At 54.7% G+C, this 17,747-nt stretch carries 11 protein-coding genes and 5 pseudogenes; 11 read left to right on the top strand and 5 right to left on the bottom strand.

The features are described 5' to 3' along the window. The first annotated feature begins 16 nt into the window (after positions 1 to 16). The 11 genes and pseudogenes from ATU_RS23865 to ATU_RS27010 form a co-directional block, all read left to right on the top strand. Positions 17 to 1,360, top strand: coding sequence for a T-DNA border endonuclease VirD2 (locus tag ATU_RS23865; RefSeq protein WP_010974919.1), 1,344 nt, complete (start codon positions 17 to 19; stop codon positions 1,358 to 1,360). Positions 1,361 to 1,662: 302 nt separating this feature from the next. Beyond that, positions 1,663 to 3,396, top strand: a complete 1,734-nt coding sequence (locus ATU_RS23870; protein WP_233285029.1) for a protein virD3 — start codon at positions 1,663 to 1,665, stop codon at positions 3,394 to 3,396. Positions 3,397 to 3,469: 73 nt separating this feature from the next. Then, positions 3,470 to 5,476 (top strand): type IV secretion system ATPase VirD4, encoded by a 2,007-nt coding sequence (gene virD4 / locus ATU_RS23875; protein WP_010974920.1) that lies wholly within the window; start codon positions 3,470 to 3,472, stop codon positions 5,474 to 5,476. Between the two features lie 111 nt (positions 5,477 to 5,587). After that, on the top strand, positions 5,588 to 8,110 hold the full coding sequence (locus ATU_RS23880; protein WP_010974921.1) for a virA/G regulated protein: 2,523 nt from the start codon (positions 5,588 to 5,590) through the stop codon (positions 8,108 to 8,110). A 177-nt stretch (positions 8,111 to 8,287) separates the two neighbouring features. After that, the gene (locus ATU_RS23885; RefSeq protein WP_162993138.1) at positions 8,288 to 8,746 is read left to right on the top strand and encodes a virA/G regulated protein; all 459 of its coding nucleotides are present in this window, start codon (positions 8,288 to 8,290) and stop codon (positions 8,744 to 8,746) included. A gap of 451 nt (positions 8,747 to 9,197) precedes the next feature. Beyond that, positions 9,198 to 9,449, top strand: coding sequence for a type IV secretion system virulence effector VirE3 (gene virE3 / locus ATU_RS23890; RefSeq protein WP_010974776.1), 252 nt, complete (start codon positions 9,198 to 9,200; stop codon positions 9,447 to 9,449). A gap of 115 nt (positions 9,450 to 9,564) precedes the next feature. Beyond that, positions 9,565 to 9,756, top strand: coding sequence for a type IV secretion system effector chaperone VirE1 (virE1, locus tag ATU_RS23895; RefSeq protein ID WP_010891482.1), 192 nt, complete (start codon positions 9,565 to 9,567; stop codon positions 9,754 to 9,756). A 13-nt stretch (positions 9,757 to 9,769) separates the two neighbouring features. Further along, a complete protein-coding gene (locus ATU_RS23900) occupies positions 9,770 to 11,440 on the top strand; it encodes a type IV secretion system single-stranded DNA binding effector VirE2 (protein ID WP_010974922.1) in 1,671 nt (556 codons plus the stop codon). A gap of 66 nt (positions 11,441 to 11,506) precedes the next feature. Beyond that, on the top strand, positions 11,507 to 13,561 hold the full coding sequence (locus tag ATU_RS23905; RefSeq protein ID WP_010974923.1) for a virA/G regulated protein: 2,055 nt from the start codon (positions 11,507 to 11,509) through the stop codon (positions 13,559 to 13,561). 486 nt (positions 13,562 to 14,047) lie between these two features. Then, complete coding sequence (locus ATU_RS23915) at positions 14,048 to 14,320, top strand: IS66 family insertion sequence element accessory protein TnpB (RefSeq protein ID WP_202033836.1); 273 nt, start codon at positions 14,048 to 14,050, stop codon at positions 14,318 to 14,320. A 26-nt stretch (positions 14,321 to 14,346) separates the two neighbouring features. Continuing rightward, positions 14,347 to 14,394 (top strand): annotated as a pseudogene (locus ATU_RS27010) (hypothetical protein); the annotation flags it as partial. 30 nt (positions 14,395 to 14,424) lie between these two features. Here ATU_RS27010 and ATU_RS26770 read toward each other — a convergent pair. From ATU_RS26770 to ATU_RS23945, 5 genes and pseudogenes are all read right to left on the bottom strand, one after another. Then, a pseudogene (locus ATU_RS26770) lies at positions 14,425 to 14,753 on the bottom strand (autoinducer binding domain-containing protein); the annotation flags it as partial. A 71-nt stretch (positions 14,754 to 14,824) separates the two neighbouring features. Next, positions 14,825 to 15,460 (bottom strand): annotated as a pseudogene (locus ATU_RS23930) (sugar phosphate isomerase/epimerase family protein); the annotation flags it as partial. Between the two features lie 23 nt (positions 15,461 to 15,483). Next, positions 15,484 to 16,011 carry an NUDIX hydrolase gene (locus ATU_RS23935; RefSeq protein WP_010974775.1) on the bottom strand — a complete coding sequence of 176 codons (528 nt, stop codon included), beginning with the start codon at positions 16,009 to 16,011 and terminating at the stop codon, positions 15,484 to 15,486. 203 nt (positions 16,012 to 16,214) lie between these two features. Further along, positions 16,215 to 16,992: pseudogene (locus ATU_RS23940) on the bottom strand (inositol monophosphatase family protein). Continuing rightward, positions 16,985 to 17,293: pseudogene (locus tag ATU_RS23945) on the bottom strand (phosphodiesterase); the annotation flags it as partial. The pseudogenes ATU_RS23940 and ATU_RS23945, both read right to left, overlap by 8 nt. Positions 17,294 to 17,747 lie beyond the last annotated feature (454 nt).

Below are 17,747 nucleotides of genomic sequence, written 5' to 3' on the forward strand. Positions count from 1 at the left end.
GCGGGGAACATATTCGATGCCCGATCGAGCTCAAGTTATCATTCGCATTGTGCCGGGAGGTGGCACCAAGACCCTTCAACAAATTATCAATCAGTTGGAGTATCTATCCCGGAAGGGCAGGCTGGAGCTGCAGCGTTCAGCCCGACATCTCGATATTCCCCTGCCACCGGATCAAATCCACGAACTTGCCCGAAGCTGGGTTCAAGAGACTGGAACTTATGACGAAAGTCAGCCAGACGAGGAAAGGCAACAGGAGTTGACCACCCATATTATTGTAAGCTTCCCCGCCGGTACAAGCCAGGTAGCGGCTTATGCGGCGAGCCGGGAGTGGGCAGCCGAGATGTTTGGGTCAGGCGCAGGGGGGGGCCGATACAACTATCTTACGGCCTTCCACATCGATCGCGACCACCCACATCTGCATGTCGTCGTCAATCGGCGCGAACTTTTAGGACACGGCTGGCTGAAGATATCTCGGCGCCATCCCCAACTGAATTACGACGCCCTGCGCATAAAGATGGCCGAGATTTCACTTCGTCATGGCATTGCCCTCGATGCGAGCCGACGAGCAGAACGTGGCATCACCGAGCGGCCGATCACTTATGCCCAATATCGGCGCCTTGAGCGGGAGCAGGCTCGCCAAATCCGTTTCGAAGACGCGGATTTGGAACAGTCGTCGCCGCAAGGAGATCATCCAGAATTCAGCCAACCTTTCGATACATCCCCATTTGAAGCATCCGCGGGCGGACCGGAGGACATGCCTCGGCCCAACAATCGGCAGAATGAGTCGCAAGTTCATCTCCAGGAGCCAGCTGGTGTCAGCAACGAAGCCGGTGTCCTTGTGCGGGTTGCATTGGAGACGGAGCGCCTTGCTCAACCATTCGTTTCCGAAACCATTCTCGCGGACGACATAGGGAGCGGCTCTTCGCGTGTTGCCGAGGGCCGTGTGGAGAGCGCAAACCGCACTCCCGATATTCCTCGCGCAGCAACTGAAGCTGCCACGCACACGACACACGACCGGCAGCGGCGTGCAAAGCGTCCTCATGATGACGACGGAGGGCCGAGTGGAGCAAAACGTGTGACATTGGAAGGCATCGCGGTTGGGCCCCAGGCGAACGCCGGCGAACAGGATGGCAGTAGTGGCCCCTTAGTACGGCAAGCTGGAACGTCTCGGCCATCTCCACCGACGGCCACGACGCGGGCCAGCACCGCAACCGATTCATTGTCTGCTACAGCCCACCTCCAGCAACGGAGAGGTGTCCTTTCAAAGCGTCCGCGTGAAGATGATGATGGAGAACCGAGTGAACGCAAACGCGAGAGAGATGAGCGCAGCAAGGACGGGCGTGGGGGAAATAGGAGATAGAGAAGGACCGAGTGATGGCAAATGAAGAGTTCACCAGACACTATGCGTGGCCCGTTCCTGTGGCTTCGAATGATGAAGGGCGTGGGACCGCGCGGATCCCCATCCAGGCACAATCAATCGTTGCTGGAGAAGACGGTCGGGACACTTCGGTCCCAACGGCTTTGTCGCGACCGCCAATTGAAGATATGCCGCACGGCGTCCAAGAAACATCGGCGAGTGGCGGACGACTGGGAGCGGCCCGTCTGCGGGATTCCGTAATCCCGCCAGGAATATCCGAAGCCCGCACGGACCTATCCGCAATTTTGCGGAAAAAAAGCGGTTCTTTCCGCACCGGTATGCAGTATCTGCGTGGGCTTGAACGGGAAAATTTTGATAAACAAGACAGGGAAGCCAGTGCGTTGCCAGATTTAAGTGCAAGGGGCATAAAGCGACCGCGCGAAATTGAGTATCCCGGCAATGCAAGCGGATTAACCATAAAGAGGCAAGACGGCTTAGGCATAGAGATCAATACTATCTCGGCATCTTCGCCCGTGAACCGGGCCGCGCATTCGTCGAACTGGCAAGGCGCGCCGGAACCGGGCGTGTACAATGTTCAGCCATCGGCAGATAGAGCACAGAACTCTGCGCAGGAAAGTTCGACGTTTCCCGATGGCACTTCTGTTTCCGCTCTCTATTCAGGCCCACTCGCAGAATGGTTCGAGAGGGATACTGGCAGCGAGACGACCAGGAATTCAGGCAACACCATTTCGTCACCGCTCCGAGGGCTGGAGGAGTTCGGCGATTCCGCGGACAGCCGGTATCTTGGGCGCGAAGCTCAGAGTCTTTCAGTTACCGTAACAACGCCTAATTCGAATGCTGAGGCAAGTTCTCATAGCGCACACACTGAAACTCTCGACGATGTCAGCAGTGACCGCTCGAGCGAACAGGGGAGGGGTCCCCTTGGCGCCGCAATCCTTGGATCCCATCATGACCTTTCACCGCGTGCGCAGAAGTTATCACAAACAAACCGCGATTCCCCTGAACTGACCGACGCCGACCTGGCAAAAGTCGATGCGGTGTTCGAATCTCTCTCCAAGGGGCCCCCGGCGGGGGAGAGCGCCGCACCGGACTTTCGTGAGCGCGGACCAGGCAGCGCTTTCCAGAAAGAAGGCGTGTCCGACAGGGCGAACGGGGTGCCCACTAACTGGGAGGTACCTTTTGGTCGCGGTGGCGGGCATTCACCGCAAGCGCTGAGGTCCTCAGGAGTGGAGCTCGATGACTTCCCTGATTTCACCGAGGCCGAACTGGCAAAAATCGACGCACTAGTCGAATCTCACTCCAACAGATCTTTATCAGTGCGAAATATAGTACCAGATTTGCGCGGAGCGGGAGCAGACAACGTCTTCCGGAAAGAAGGCGTTGTCGAACGCGCGGAGAAGATGCCGATCGATAGTGTGAGTCTTACCAGACTGAATGGCGAGCGTTCACGTTCACCGAAGACATCGCAAGCAAGCCTTGAGGATTTCCCCGATCTAACCGATGCCGATCTGGCCCATATCGAAGAGTCGGAGCGGATCGCAAGAACTGCTGTTGAAAAGGGGAAGCAAAAAATCTCGACCGAAGCCGATACGCGGTTTGATTTGGGCAACTCTTCTGCACCCCGGGTTAGCCCTCGATCGGTTACCCCGTTGGTTCCCAATGCCAATCAGCCGATTACATCGTGGTTCTACGAGGCACAAAAGACTTGTGACAAATTGGTAGAGAACACTTACGTGAAGCCGGCCGTTGACAGTTCTAGGGCGCGAAATGACGTCGAAAACACCGCTGCCAGGCTTGGTGACCCTGCTCCTGCTTTGGGGCATGACAATCTTGGTAGAACTCGCGCGTTAACGCCCGTTCGCGACGTGATGTCTAGACCCAGCGCGGACCGACAACTGGCTAGTCATGCGGCAGAACATTCGGCAATAGACGACATTTGGAAACGGGATGACCGTGATCGCAGGACACACCCTTATAGAGGATTGGATTCGCGTTCACGTGAAGGTTGCGGGCGGTAAAGGCTGTGTTGTTCGCAGCAACACCCAAATCAAAAGCCCAATTTGCGATCGATCGAAGAATCTCGGTGAAGTGATGAATTCGAGCAAGACTACGCCCCAGCGTTTAGCTGTCAGCATCGTATGTTCGCTGGCAGCCGGTTTTTGCGCGGCAAGTCTCTATGTAACATTTCGCCATGGTTTCAATGGCGAAGCGATGATGACGTTTAGCGTCTTCGCCTTTTGGTACGAGACCCCGCTCTATATGGGTCATGCGACCCCCGTCTTCTATTGCGGTTTAGCCATTGTCGTCTCGACGTCTATTGTTGTGCTGTTAAGCCAACTTATCATATCGTTTCGCAATCACGAGCATCATGGCACGGCTCGTTGGGCGGGATTTGGCGAAATGCGGCACGCCGGTTACCTGCAGCGCTATAATCGTATCAAGGGGCCAATCTTTGGCAAGACGTGTGGCCCTCGTTGGTTCGGCAGCTATCTGACCAATGGCGAACAGCCTCACAGTCTTGTTGTCGCGCCAACGCGCGCCGGCAAAGGCGTTGGCGTCGTTATTCCGACGCTCCTAACCTTCAAGGGTTCGGTGATAGCCCTCGACGTCAAAGGCGAGCTTTTTGAGCTGACTTCCAGAGCACGCAAAGCGGGCGGCGACGCCGTTTTCAAGTTCTCGCCTCTGGATCCAGAGCGACGGACTCATTGTTACAATCCCGTCCTCGATATTGCAGCTTTACCGCCCGAGCGGCAGTTTACCGAGACGCGCCGCCTCGCCGCAAACCTCATCACGGCCAAAGGCAAGGGAGCGGAAGGCTTTATCGACGGCGCGCGGGACCTTTTCGTTGCGGGCATCCTTACCTGTATTGAGCGCGGTACGCCAACAATTGGTGCGGTCTACGACTTATTTGCTCAACCTGGAGAGAAGTACAAACTTTTTGCGCACCTCGCGGAAGAAAGCCGAAATAAAGAGGCTCAGCGCATTTTCGACAATATGGCGGGTAACGACACGAAAATTTTGACTTCTTATACATCAGTGCTCGGCGACGGCGGACTTAACCTGTGGGCTGATCCATTGGTTAAAGCAGCGACAAGTCGATCAGATTTTTCCGTCTATGATCTGCGTCGGAAGAGGACCTGCGTCTATCTTTGCGTCAGTCCCAACGACCTCGAGGTCGTGGCGCCATTGATGCGCCTCCTTTTTCAGCAGGTCGTGTCAATTCTGCAGCGATCACTGCCAGGTAAAGATGAGCGGCATGAAGTTTTGTTTCTCCTTGACGAATTTAAACACCTGGGGAAGCTTGAGGCAATCGAGACCGCGATTACAACCATCGCCGGTTACAAAGGCCGCTTCATGTTTATTATTCAGAGTCTCTCGGCCTTGACGGGCATCTACGATGACGCGGGCAAACAAAACTTTCTCAGTAACACTGGCGTGCAAGTATTTATGGCCACGGCCGACGACGAAACACCGACCTATATCTCAAAAGCTATCGGCGACTATACGTTCAAGGCGCGTTCGACCTCATACAGTCAAGCCCGAATGTTCGATCATAACATCCAGATTTCCGATCAGGGGGCACCGCTTTTGCGCCCCGAACAAGTGCGCTTGCTTGACGATAACAATGAAATCGTCCTTATTAAAGGGCATCCGCCTCTCAAACTACGAAAGGTGCGATATTATTCCGATCGTATGCTGAGGCGCCTTTTCGAATGCCAAATTGGCGCCCTCCCTGAGCCCGCATCTTTGATGCTTTCGGAAGGTGTCCATCGGGATGGGCAAGACCTCAGTCAACAAGCCGCCGTCACGGAGGCGCAGGGCTTAGGTGACATCGATTCGATACCTAATAATATGGAAGCCGCTACACCGCAAAACAGTGAAATGGATGACGAGCAGGACAGCCTCCCAACTGGAATTGACGTCCCCCAGGGCCTTATTGAAAGCGATGAGGTGAAAGAAGACGCCGGTGGCGTGGTGCCAGATTTCGGTGTTTCAGCTGAAATGGCTCCAGCTATGATTGCACAACAGCAGCTGCTGGAGCAGATCATTGCGCTTCAGCAACGATATGGACCCGCGTCCTCGCACTCGGTGAAATGACTTCAAGCTGCCTTTCACATTGGAATCATTCGATGCGGGGCGTCGTCAGATATTCCGGTTGTATCGAATGCGGAGCTAGACCCCGAGGTTGCCGATTAAGCAGATATCGCCATGAGACCTTCAGGAAACCCGAACGTCGATCTTAGCGGTTCGACTGCATCGCTTGCCGAAGTTCCCGCCGGAGCTACCCCTGTCCTTAATCTAATCGAGCCCAGGAACCGTCCGGCTGACGACTCGCTTGAGGGCCAAACCGATCGCGGCGAGCATCCATCTGCATCATTTGACTATGATGGCATGAAGCTTGGCGCCGCGGAGCGTGAAGCATACGAGAACTGGTGTCCATCGAACCGGCCTACATGGAAAGATCTGGTACTCAGGGCGCGCCTTGATGCAATCGACAGTTCCGCTTGGCTCCCCGATTTGGGCGAGGAGTCGCCTTTGATCTTCAGATATGAAGGGATTCCGCTGGGTGAGGGGGAACGGCAAGCCTACAAAGAATGGCAAGAGGAGGCTCAGCCCACATGGGAAGACCTCGTTGTCAACGCACGAATGGCGGTACCTGATCCTTGTGCTGACGTTGCAGACGAGCACAATCCCCTCAAAGAAGGCGAGGAGTTTCGGTCTGAAGCGTCGAAACGCAAGCGGAAAAAACCGATCGACCAGGACGAGAATTCTCCTACATCGTTTTACTATGACGGGATGAGGCTCGGAGAACCCGAGCGCGAGGCATATGATAACTGGGGCAACGCGGAGCCGCCCACGTGGAAAGACCTGGTACTTAAGGCGCGCCTTGATGCAATTGACAGCTCCGCCTGGCTCTTTGCTTCAGAAGGGTCTTCCTCGACTTTTGAGTATGAGGGAATTCCACTGGGTGAGGGGGAACGGCAAGCCTACAAAGAATGGCAAGAGGACGCTCAGCCCACGTGGGAGGACCTCGTCATTAATGCACGCATGGCAGAACTCGACCATCCTTCTTGGATTACAGACGAGCACAATTCCCTTGAAGAAAACTTAGAGTTTCGGCCCGATGCAAGACAGGCCAGCCTGAAGGACTCGACCGACCAGCGGAAGAGTTCTTCCGCGTCATTTATCTATGATGGAATGAAGCTCGGGGAACCCGAGCATGCTGCATACGAGAACTGGAGCAAACCGGAACGACCGTCATGGGAAGCCCTCATCCTAGATGCGCGCCAGGCTTCCATAGCAAGCTCTTCGGTTTCGAATTCGTTACTTGCAAAGACATCCTCGCCAGTCTTTCTATACGAGGGAATGTCGCTAGGGGATGCGGAACGTCAATCGTATGGAAGGTGGAGGCAGCCTGCCCAACCGCGATGGCAAAATCTTGTGGTGAACGCGCGCCTTGCGGATCTTGATCCGTTGGCCTGGATTCCCGATGAACATGATCCGTTTGCGGAAGCCGAGGCGCTTAGCCCCACTTCGCAATCGAGTGGCGCCAACAAGTCCAACCGCGCTTTGGGTCAATCAGATTCAGGCCGGCCCGCCTTCGCATATCTGGCAGCACAAGAGGCGAGTCACCTGCAATCACCGGCATGCTCACAATTGGAAACGAGGCGTGCATTAAATTTCGGGTCGCCTGGACCGGATGCAAATCCAACGGAAAGCATCGCCAAATGTAATCGTTTGGATGGCGTCAGTAAAATTAAGCGATTAGGCACCAAAGGCCGCCGGGCAGTAAACGCGACTATTCACGGCGGCAAGTTCGGTGCGCAAGGACTGTTGTCCGAAGATTGCGGACAAGCGGCTGAGCCCTCTCCATCGGAACAAACTACTCGGCCGCGAACCGATAATATTGGTACCTATGCAAGCCGGAAAAACGAACGAGCTCGGCTGGCTACAGAGACCGGGAAATACGAATCGGAGCACATTTTCGGATTTAAGGTCGTCCACGATACTTTGCGGGCGACCAAAGAAGGCCGTCGTCTCGAAAGGCCAATGCCGGCATACCTCGAATACAAGGAGCTTCATCGGCAACACGTAGGGACAGGAAGAGGACGGACTGGACTGGTCGGGCGCGGATGGCCAGATGATGCGAGCTATCGCGCAGATCAAAGGGCAACCCTGTCGGACCCTGTTGCGTCCGCGGAAGGTGCAACAGCTTCAAATGGGTACCAGTTGAACCAGCTGGGCTACGCGCACCAGCTCGCCACCCATGGTCTCCAAAGTGAAACGCCCGATGGGGTTACCATGCCAATTCAAGTTGCGACAATTAGCTACAACTATACAGTGAGTCGTGATCCGGTCCTTTCACCACCCAGCAAAGAACAAGCGCCCCCATTGCTACACCTTGGGCCTCGTGGGCAAACGGAAGCTGTGCTTGCCCGCGAGACCGCATTGACCGGAAAATGGCCAACTCTCGAGCGTGAGTGTCAAGTGTATCAGCGGTTTTTGGCCCTGTACGACGTAAAGAAGGATCTGGACGCCAAACAACTTGGTGTACGGCAGAAAAAGCAGGCACTCGTTGCGGCGTTGAACCGGACCGCCGGCTTAATTGGCGCGTCACCTTTGGAAGCCCAATCGTCGACCGCTGAGGTTGAATATACTACCGACGAGCCCGATGAACGACGGGTTTATGATCCGCGCGATCGAGGCAGAGACAAAGCGTTCAATCGCTGACAAAGTCGCCTAGACAATGATTGTTACGGACTTCGCAATCGATTTCTTGACAGCAGTGCCATTCAACTTTTGATCCACCATCTGCTTGTCTCGTCCCTGGAAAATAATCGGCGGAGAAACGCACGACAGCTTCTATTGCCAAGCCCCGTGCGATCGATCTCATGGCATATTCCCGTTATGGTCGATTTTTCGAGGGGCCGCGCAACCTCTCTCAGCAAAGATGAAGTTCTCGCGGGTCCGCCATGGGTCTCCAGGAAAATCCTGGGCGTCACGGTCGGTAAAGAATTGAAGACTTTAAGCAAACGCGAACTTGACGTTCAAAGATTACGCGCCGCGGAACGCGCCCTCGATAAACAAGTCTGGCAGAATCCTCCCGTTAACCCCTCCCGGTCGCAACGAGGAGATGCCAATAGTCATCTTCGAAACGAACGCGATGAGCGGCTAGAGTCGGAGATGACGATCGCGCATCAAGCCGCTTCCGTCTCCGTTGGCGAGGATCGCCAAGCTCTTGATGCCGCTCGATCGACCTTGAATGAACTGCACAACTCGCCATCGTCGGATGATAGGGCAAACTTGAGTTTGCCGAGAGCCGAAATTTGCGACCGTACAACGTATCCGCCGTCTCCATCCCATTGAATACGGATATTCCTGAGCATTGAGGTCCGTGCCAATACGTCTCCGGCAAGAGCTGGAGATTTGGCATGGCGGATGATGAGGGATTTGCTGGGCGCTTTGAGATTGTCGAGGCGCGTCGAGGAATACTATCCCCCTCGACAAGCGAAGAGTCTGATCCGTGGGGTCGAGGCCTGCAGAACACCGTAAACGCTAACGGCGGGATCCCGAATGACCAGTCATTGTGGCATTCCGAAAGAATTACATTCACACGGCACCGGTTACTCGATCACTATCTCCTGCGGCCTTATTCGATAAAGTCGTGCTAACTCCGTGACTTGGCAAGAATTACATATGAAACGCGATATTCGTTTAATGACGGAGGCTCGGATGGTAGATTCACCGAAGGCTCAATTCTATTAGGAGTCTTGATTGTGTCCGAAGAGTGACTGCCGCTGCAGCAGCCTAGAAAGCAATGCACGGTGATGATGTTGATCGGACGGCTTTCGTCCCGCGCAGGCTGCCGGCTGAAGCCGCTTACGTCGATAGTCAAGTTGACCTGGCGGCAAACCGACAACCTCACTGTGTGACTTGTTTTGAGCGACTTTTGGTTCAAGAGAAAGATGAAAACCGTCGACGATTGTGGGCTTCCGGCAAAGCATGCGCCACGTCTGAAGAGAGTTGTGCAGGAGGCCCTACACTCGCACCGGGCCATTCGGGGCCATGAAGATGGAGCAAACCTTAATTTGCACCGATAATTTTCCGTTCGATGGATTTGGGCTGGGCAGGATCGGAGCGGAAGGCACTAGGAAAATCGTAATTTCTGTAGGAGAAACAATGATATGGTGATCATCAAGCTAAATGCGAATAAAAACATGCCTGTCTTGGCGGTTGAGAAGCCGCAAGAAATTCACAAAGAGGAGTTGAGCGACCATCACCAGTCAAATGGCTTTACGAGTTTGGATCTCGAAATGATTGAACTGGAGAATTTTGTCCTTCACTGCCCGCTCCCCGAAGAAAACCTAGCCGGCTAAAAGGAGTTAGACGATGGATCCGAAGGCCGAAGGCAATGGTGAAAATATCACTGAGACCGCAGCAGGCAATGTCGAAACTTCTGATTTCGTGAATTTGAAGCGCCAGAAGAGGGAGGGCGTAAATTCCACCGGGATGTCCGAAATTGATATGACGGGTAGCCAAGAAACTCCCGAACACAACATGCACGGAAGCCCGACTCACACGGATGATCTCGGCCCGCGGTTGGATGCGGACATGCTCGATTCTCAGTCAAGTCATGTTTCTAGCAGCGCTCAAGGCAATCGGTCTGAGGTTGAAAATGAGCTATCCAACTTATTCGCGAAGATGGCTTTACCAGGCCATGATCGGCGTACCGACGAGTATATTCTTGTGCGGCAAACCGGACAAGACAAGTTCGCAGGTACTACTAAATGTAACCTCGATCATCTGCCCACCAAGGCGGAATTCAATGCGAGCTGCCGGCTCTATAGGGATGGAGTCGGCAACTACTATCCCCCGCCCCTCGCATTCGAGAGGATCGATATCCCGGAGCAATTGGCTGCACAATTGCATAACCTGGAGCCAAGAGAACAGAGTAAACAGTGTTTTCAGTACAAGTTGGAAGTCTGGAATCGCGCTCACGCAGAGATGGGCATCACTGGCACCGACATCTTCTATCAAACAGACAAGAATATTAAGCTCGACCGAAATTATAAATTGAGGCCTGAGGATAGATATATACAAACAGAGAAATACGGGCGCAGAGAAATTCAAAAACGCTATGAGCACCAGTTTCAAGCTGGTTCACTGCTGCCGGATATCTTAATCAAGACCCCGCAAAATGATATACATTTCTCGTACAGGTTTGCGGGCGACGCTTACGCTAACAAGCGATTTGAGGAATTCGAACGCGCAATCAAAACTAAATACGGTAGCGATACCGAGATCAAGCTCAAATCCAAATCTGGGATTATGCATGACTCCAAATATTTGGAATCATGGGAGCGGGGCAGTGCGGATATCCGTTTCGCAGAGTTCGCCGGCGAGAATCGAGCTCACAACAAGCAGTTTCCGGCTGCGACTGTGAATATGGGAAGGCAGCCAGATGGCCAGGGAGGGATGACTCGCGATCGCCATGTAAGCGTTGACTACCTATTGCAAAACCTACCCAACTCCCCTTGGACGCAAGCCTTGAAAGAGGGAAAGTTGTGGGATCGAGTTCAGGTCCTTGCTCGCGACGGAAACCGTTACATGTCACCTTCAAGACTGGAATATTCCGACCCCGAACACTTTACCCAACTGATGGATCAAGTTGGTCTGCCCGTGTCGATGGGTCGGCAAAGTCATGCGAATAGTGTCAAGTTTGAGCAGTTTGACAGACAGGCAGCGGTTATTGTTGCGGATGGCCCGAACTTACGTGAGGTTCCAGATTTGTCCCCGGAAAAGTTGCAACAACTGTCTCAAAAAGATGTCCTGATAGCGGATCGCAATGAAAAGGGGCAAAGAACCGGCACTTACACTAATGTTGTGGAATATGAGCGCCTGATGATGAAATTACCGAGCGACGCAGCGCAGCTTCTCGCTGAACCGTCCGATAGATATTCACGTGCTTTTGTCCGGCCGGAGCCAGCATTGCCCCCCATCAGTGACAGCCGGCGGACTTATGAAAGCCGACCGCGCGGCCCAACCGTAAACAGTCTGTAGATTTCCTGATACCGCGTCAGTGACGAAGCCCTTTAGTTCAAAATATGCATTTGAAAGGATTCAACAATGGTCGACACGACGAAGAAGAGTGTCGCGAAGTCGCTTACGGCTGACATGCGCCGTTCTGCTAAGCGGCTTTCTAAGCAAATGCGTAAAGCCTCGCTTACTGAAGAGGAGGCAACAAGGAATCTAGCCCGGCTCGAAACGCCGGACCAGAAGCGAAAATATGTCGCCGATATGCAGATAATCGACAAGCTGGAAGACGGCTTTCGAGGCGAAATAAGCTATAAAATGCTGGGAAATAAACAGCTTCGGGTCGACAGCCCAAAAGAATTAACGCGCGAGCATGGTATAATAAGAAAAACAAGAAAGGTTCTGAAGCGTAACGCAGAGACTGGCAATGTTTACTTGGGTCTCCACGAAAAGAAGACCTGGAGGAGCGTTAGCAGCCATCTTTATGCCGAGGACGGTACACTTCGCGCGAAGCATGTGAAATACAAAGACGGACGCTTTGAAGAAAAATGGGAACGAGACGAAAATGGCCTGCTGTTCCGCACGCAGTTTGTCAACCGAAATCGGCTATTTCAACCTATTTCCGAGAAGGTCAGCACACCCTACCGGAGCGGACCGGAAAACCGGCTCTTTCGTGAACTAACCCGTCGAAAAGGTTCCAAGCAGGAAACTTTTGAGCGGGACGAAAAAGGCAACCTCGAGCTCATCGGCAGCAAACGTCTCGGCTTTTCCAAGAATTCGACGAAAGCCGTGGATCGTCAGACCTCTCAGACGACGATTCGAAAACTTGGTGGCGCATTCAGCAAATCTTATAGATCCCTGCTAGACACAGAGGGCAACGAACTTGGCCGAGATATATCGAGTCATCGACGGCTCTTCAACAAGCGATCGGCTGTCTACGATGAGGCTAGCGGGCAATTGACGAGCACCAAGCATACGTTCGGTAAGATCTACAAGAGTGAAACAGCGTATTTGAACGCTGATATCAAAAAAGTCTCAAAAAAGATACTCGGCGTGACGGTTCGTCGGAAACTGACGACGCTAAGTGAACAAGAACACGACGCTCAGAAGCTGCGAAATTCGGAATCCATTGAGCATAGGAAGGCTTGGCAAGAGCGCGCAGTTATCCCTAGATCGCCTCCACGGGAGACGGCAAATGTGGATTCGGCGCCGCAGTCGCATCTGGTCAACTCTCTTAGAGACGGCCGTCGTGATGAGGCTGAGCCTAGGGTTGTGCCTGCAAAAGACCGACGATTAGAAGGCGTTATACAAAATTCACCCTTGTTTCGGCAACCGAACTCCGAGCGACGGGTCGGTTCCCAAACACTACCTCCATCGTCAAATGTGCGTGCCTCAGATCCAGTTTTTCCAAGGGAAGGCGCTAAGTCGGAAAAAGGGCCAGTGGCGGTCAATCTCCAGCGTGATAATGAAAGGGAAAAGCAAGAGGAAAAAAACCTCAGTGAGAGGCGGGGAAATCTCTTCCGGTCAAGCCGGTCAATAACAGAGACGTCGTTTCCCGGATCGCCGGAAAGAATAACGATGTTAGGTTCGCGGCGGGCCTCGATAAACCCATCCGCCGATCCGCAATCGCCGGTCGGCAGAACGGATTCCCAAGCGCCGCCGATGTCCTTATTTCCGATCAATAATCATCAGTCGGATCCAAACGAGCAAGAGCTCTTGAGTTTCCTGCATAGCGTGCCAGTCCCGCCGCCTTTGGAAGTACATGGCGCACCAGGCGGGCGTGTTGAGGACAGCCTCCGTGGAGCTTCCGGAGACAGCCTGGTGCGAACGAGTTCAGTGTCGGAGAGTGTGTTCGATGAACATTCGCAAGGGCCTTTGGAACGCGATCACTCGACCAATGCGACAAGTGAGCGCTTTGATCCGCAGGCTTTGTTTGGCGAACCGGGCTTGTCGCGCGTCTCAGAAACACGACCAGAACTCTCGATGCAAGGCGACCATTTGACAAATTCGGAACAGCAAGCGTTACTGAATGAACTGCTTAGTGTGCCATTACCGGGTCCTTTGCCGAAGGCGGATCATGAGCGACCGAGGGTTTTGGAAAGCTCACGGAGCCGAGAGCGCTCCATGTCAGGAGGGCTTTCACTTTAGAATGAAATTACCGATTCAAGTGTCCACCCAGTGGCTTGATTGAAACAGGCCAAGATGTGCGGAACACACCACTTCGAGGTGGTGCTCGAGGAATAGTTCAGAGTTGTGACATCCCGCTGCGCAGCCTCTACGCATATTAGATGACTCTGCGAGAACGTTTGTGTAGCTTGCAATGTAGCTATGTTGAACCGCCAGCCCATAGGAGCAATGCCGTGAGTGTCTCATCAAAGCCCACCTGCCGTGTCGTGCGGCCCCGCGATACCTATGCCGGAAAACAGGGCTTCAGCGTAACCGATGTCCTACCCCCCCGTTGTTCTCGCCGCCCTAATCTGTGATCGGCTTTCCATGGACGAGCAACGGGAGTTTCTCCATGGAGAGTACATTGGAGTTTCTCACAACCAGGAAGTCTGGACGTGAGATTCACCGGCATTGGCCGGACGAGGTCAAGGCGCAGATCGTTTCGGAAAGCTTGAGACCTGGCGCGCGATGGTGAATGAGGGCGCCGAGCGCTATGGATTGCGGGCGAACCGCCTTTCGACTTGGCGAACGATGGCGCGGCAGGGCAAGCTTGTTCTACCTGCACCCGATGACCCAGTGGAGTTCGCAGCGTTAGTCATCGATCCACCCGTTGCGGAACCGCTGATCAATAAAACTAGCCGCCCTGAGATCATCGTCGGCGCTGTCACCATCCGCCTGGAAGAAGGTGCGTCTGCCGCCCGCATTGCCGCTATTGCGCGTGCCTGCGCGGTTCCGGCATGATCTTTCCGTCGAACCGCGTACGGATCATGGTCGCGACCAAGCCGGTCGACTTCCGTAAAGGTCATGATGGATTGGCGGCATTGGTCAAGAATGAGCTGCGCAAAGATGCCGTAATCGGCCGCATGCGCATAGAAGGCGCGCTCTTCCTTCGACAGCCCCGGCCGTTCCTGCTCCCCGACCATGCGAAGACATGCTTCCTGGATCTTGCGCGTTTGACGACCGGATCGAGGGCGTCGAATTTCTTGTCGAAATAGGTTGATTGCCACTCGCGGTGATAGTTGGTCACCGCGATGATATGCTTGTGCTGGATGTGAAGGTAGGCAAAACCGGTGAAGCCGAAATGCTCGGCGAAGTCCGCGAGCCCGGTCTTCAGGATGCATTCATCGCCCTCGATTGCGGCAAGATCGGTCAACTTGTCCAGCCAGTGCTGCATTCCATACCCCCATCTGTGATTACAACTATCCTTGTCGTCGCGGTCCGCCTCGACAGTCGGCGACCGGGAGCCCCAAGGACCGGGGCCATGGCGCGCAACTGATCGCGGAAATCGAGGCCGCGATAGTTGGATTCCAGGTAGGCGTGGCTGAAGTCGATCAGGGCTACGACATCCGGATGATTGACGGCTTTCACCGTTGCGGCAACTTCGGCCGGAGTCTGACGATACTGGCCCGGCTCCGTTGTGAAAATATTCTCAAAGGCGATGCGAATACCGTACGCTTTGGCATGCTCGCCCAATTCGAGCAGCGCTTCGCATTGACGCTCGTCAGCGCCGGCGCGTTGAGCGATCTGATCGGCGCGCAGAAAGCCCGCGTGCTGGACGAGAACGCGGGCGTCGATGCTGTCGCAAATCTCGACCAGTGCCTTTGCAGCATCGACCTGGTGCCGGCGCGTTGCCGGGTCCATGAAGTTCGAGGACACGAGGCCGTGCACGGTATAGCGGAAGGAAAACGTCTCAAGAAGGGTTCTGAGCCGATCGCCACGCTCTTTGACGATGCGGCCACCTGCGATCAGATCGAGGCTGGAAAGGGCGAGTTCGACCGTGTCGACGCCGATTGCCTCAAGGCGGCGCAGCTCTCTCTCGAGGCTGTCAAGCTCGCCGTCCGTCGATGCCGTATTGAAGCCCGTTGCGATAATATTGTTCATAATGATTTCCAGTTCTGAGGCGCTTAACCCGCTTTGGAGGCGACGGCGGCGGCCCGTTGGATTTCTCGTTCTTCGAGCCTCGCAAAGAGGCCGCGTAGCTCCGGCTCGCCGACCGCCGATGCCGCCAGACGGGGACTGAACCATTGAAGCTCGCGTTGATGGCGTTCCGGAAAGTCGTCTTCCATCCGCTGGACATCGAGAAGATGGACCTGGACCATTGCCGGAATGAACTCGCCGTCACCAAGCCTCTTCACGTAGGTGTAATGACCCCAAGCCTTTTTTCGGACGCGTCCCCGGACACCAGCCTCCTCCCAGGCTTCCTGGCTTGCGACCTCATGCGGCTTCTTTTTCGCCATTGGCCAACCTTTGGGTATGACCCAGCGCCCGGTACCCCGGCTGGTAATAAGGAGAACCTCGATTGGGCCTGAACTGTCATCGGTTCGCCGATAGCAAATAGCGGCGTACTGGGTCCTGATTTCGCCGGTCCAGAGCTTGTCAGCTACCATTGCCAGTCGTGCTAAAGCTGTTTGTCCTGCAGGTTCACCGGGCATGGCGTGATCCACCCTCGAATTGAGAAAGCGTAGCGGTCATCCCTGGCGCGGGTGCCGACGCGTTCAACGAACTGAATATTCCTTTCCGATGCAGGATTCCTTCGAAACAAGAACCGCATCCGGCTTTTGAGCGGCGCCGCGGCCTGTAAAGGCGCTGCGCCACGATTGCGAAGAGGTGTTCAATCAAAGCGCCGGGGCTTCGACTACGCGGCCGCTGAGACCTTTTCGATCAGTGGGCGCACCTTGCTGAGGAATTCCTCGCTTCCGCACGCAAAACGGAGCTTCGACGAGAGATCGATCCTGTCCCAGTCGATCGTATTGGAGATACCGAGATGGCCGAGTATCGGCAGTGCCGCCATCACATCCCAGGTCGAATCCCCGAGCGACACGTAGCCGTCGGTCTCGCCCATCACCACTTCGATCATCGACAAGGTCGCGGCGCCGCAGAACCGGAAGCTGATCTTCAGATCATCCGAAATAAAGCGGCTGAAACCGGTCGAGGCACGCGACATATCAAGCGCTGGCAGCGGCTTGATCGGTTGACCGTTCAACCGTGTTGGAACGGTCTTGCCGCCGACCAGAATCAGATCTCGAACAGGTGCATAAATCACGCCGAATGACGGACGACGGTTCTCGTACAGACCAATCGAGATCGCCCAATTCTGGCCGCCGCGGACGAAGTTGAATGTTCCGTCGATCGGATCGATGACCCACACGCGCCCGGAGGCGCCAGGAATCTCGCCACTTTCTTCACCCATGATGCCATCATCGGGGAACGCCTCCCGCAAGCTGCCAATCAGGAATGCCTCAACGTCCTTGTCGGCCTCGGTAACGAGGTCGAGGTGTCCCTTTGTCTCGACGGGAAGGCTCGACAGGGAACGAAAGTGATCGAGGGCACGCTCGCCGGCTTTGCGGGGCGATCTTCTCGACAATGGCAGCGGTATCCTGCTCGGCAGACTTTGGCATATTCTGATCAGCCATTTGCTTCTTCTTTCAGCCTTGCAACCTGTGCGACATCATCTCCGAGAAACTGGTCGAGCTCCCCGTCGCGGATTCCCTGGATAACCTGAGCTTCGACATTGATGCCGTACTGCATCAGCTTTTCATGATGTCCGGCTGGCAGGTAGCAGAATGCCGCGAAGCCCTTGTCTCGAAGCTGGCGCGCCTCGCCGCTGGCGAAGTGGTATATCTCGATGTTCATCGCATCGAGGTCGGCCTGGCGGGCAATAGCGGCAGGGTCGATCAGCCGGGAATGCATCAGGCCGACAGTCGGAACTTCGGGTCCCCGACCTGTACCATTCGGTGAGCAATGGAGAGGGGAGTTGATATCGTCAACCGTTCACTTCTAAAGAAATAGCGCCACTCAGCTTCCTCAGCGGCTTTATCCAGCGATTTCCTATTATGTCGGCATAGTTCTCAAGATCGACAGCCTGTCACGGTTAAGCGAGAAATGAATAAGAAGGCTGATAATTCGGATCTCTGCGAGGGAGATGATATTTGATCACAGGCAGCAACGCTCTGTCATCGTTACAATCAACATGCTACCCTCCGCGAGATCATCCGTGTTTCAAACCCGGCAGCTTGGTTGCCGTTCTTCCGAATAGCATCGGTAACATGAGCAAAGTCTGCCGCCTTACAACGGCTCTCCCGCTGACGCCGTCCCGGACTGATGGGCTGCCTGTATCGAGTGGTGATTTTGTGCCGAGCTGCCGGTCGGGGAGCTGTTGGCTGGCTGG

The sequence above is a fragment of the Agrobacterium fabrum str. C58 genome (genome assembly GCF_000092025.1).
GTDB lineage: Bacteria > Pseudomonadota > Alphaproteobacteria > Rhizobiales > Rhizobiaceae > Agrobacterium > Agrobacterium fabrum.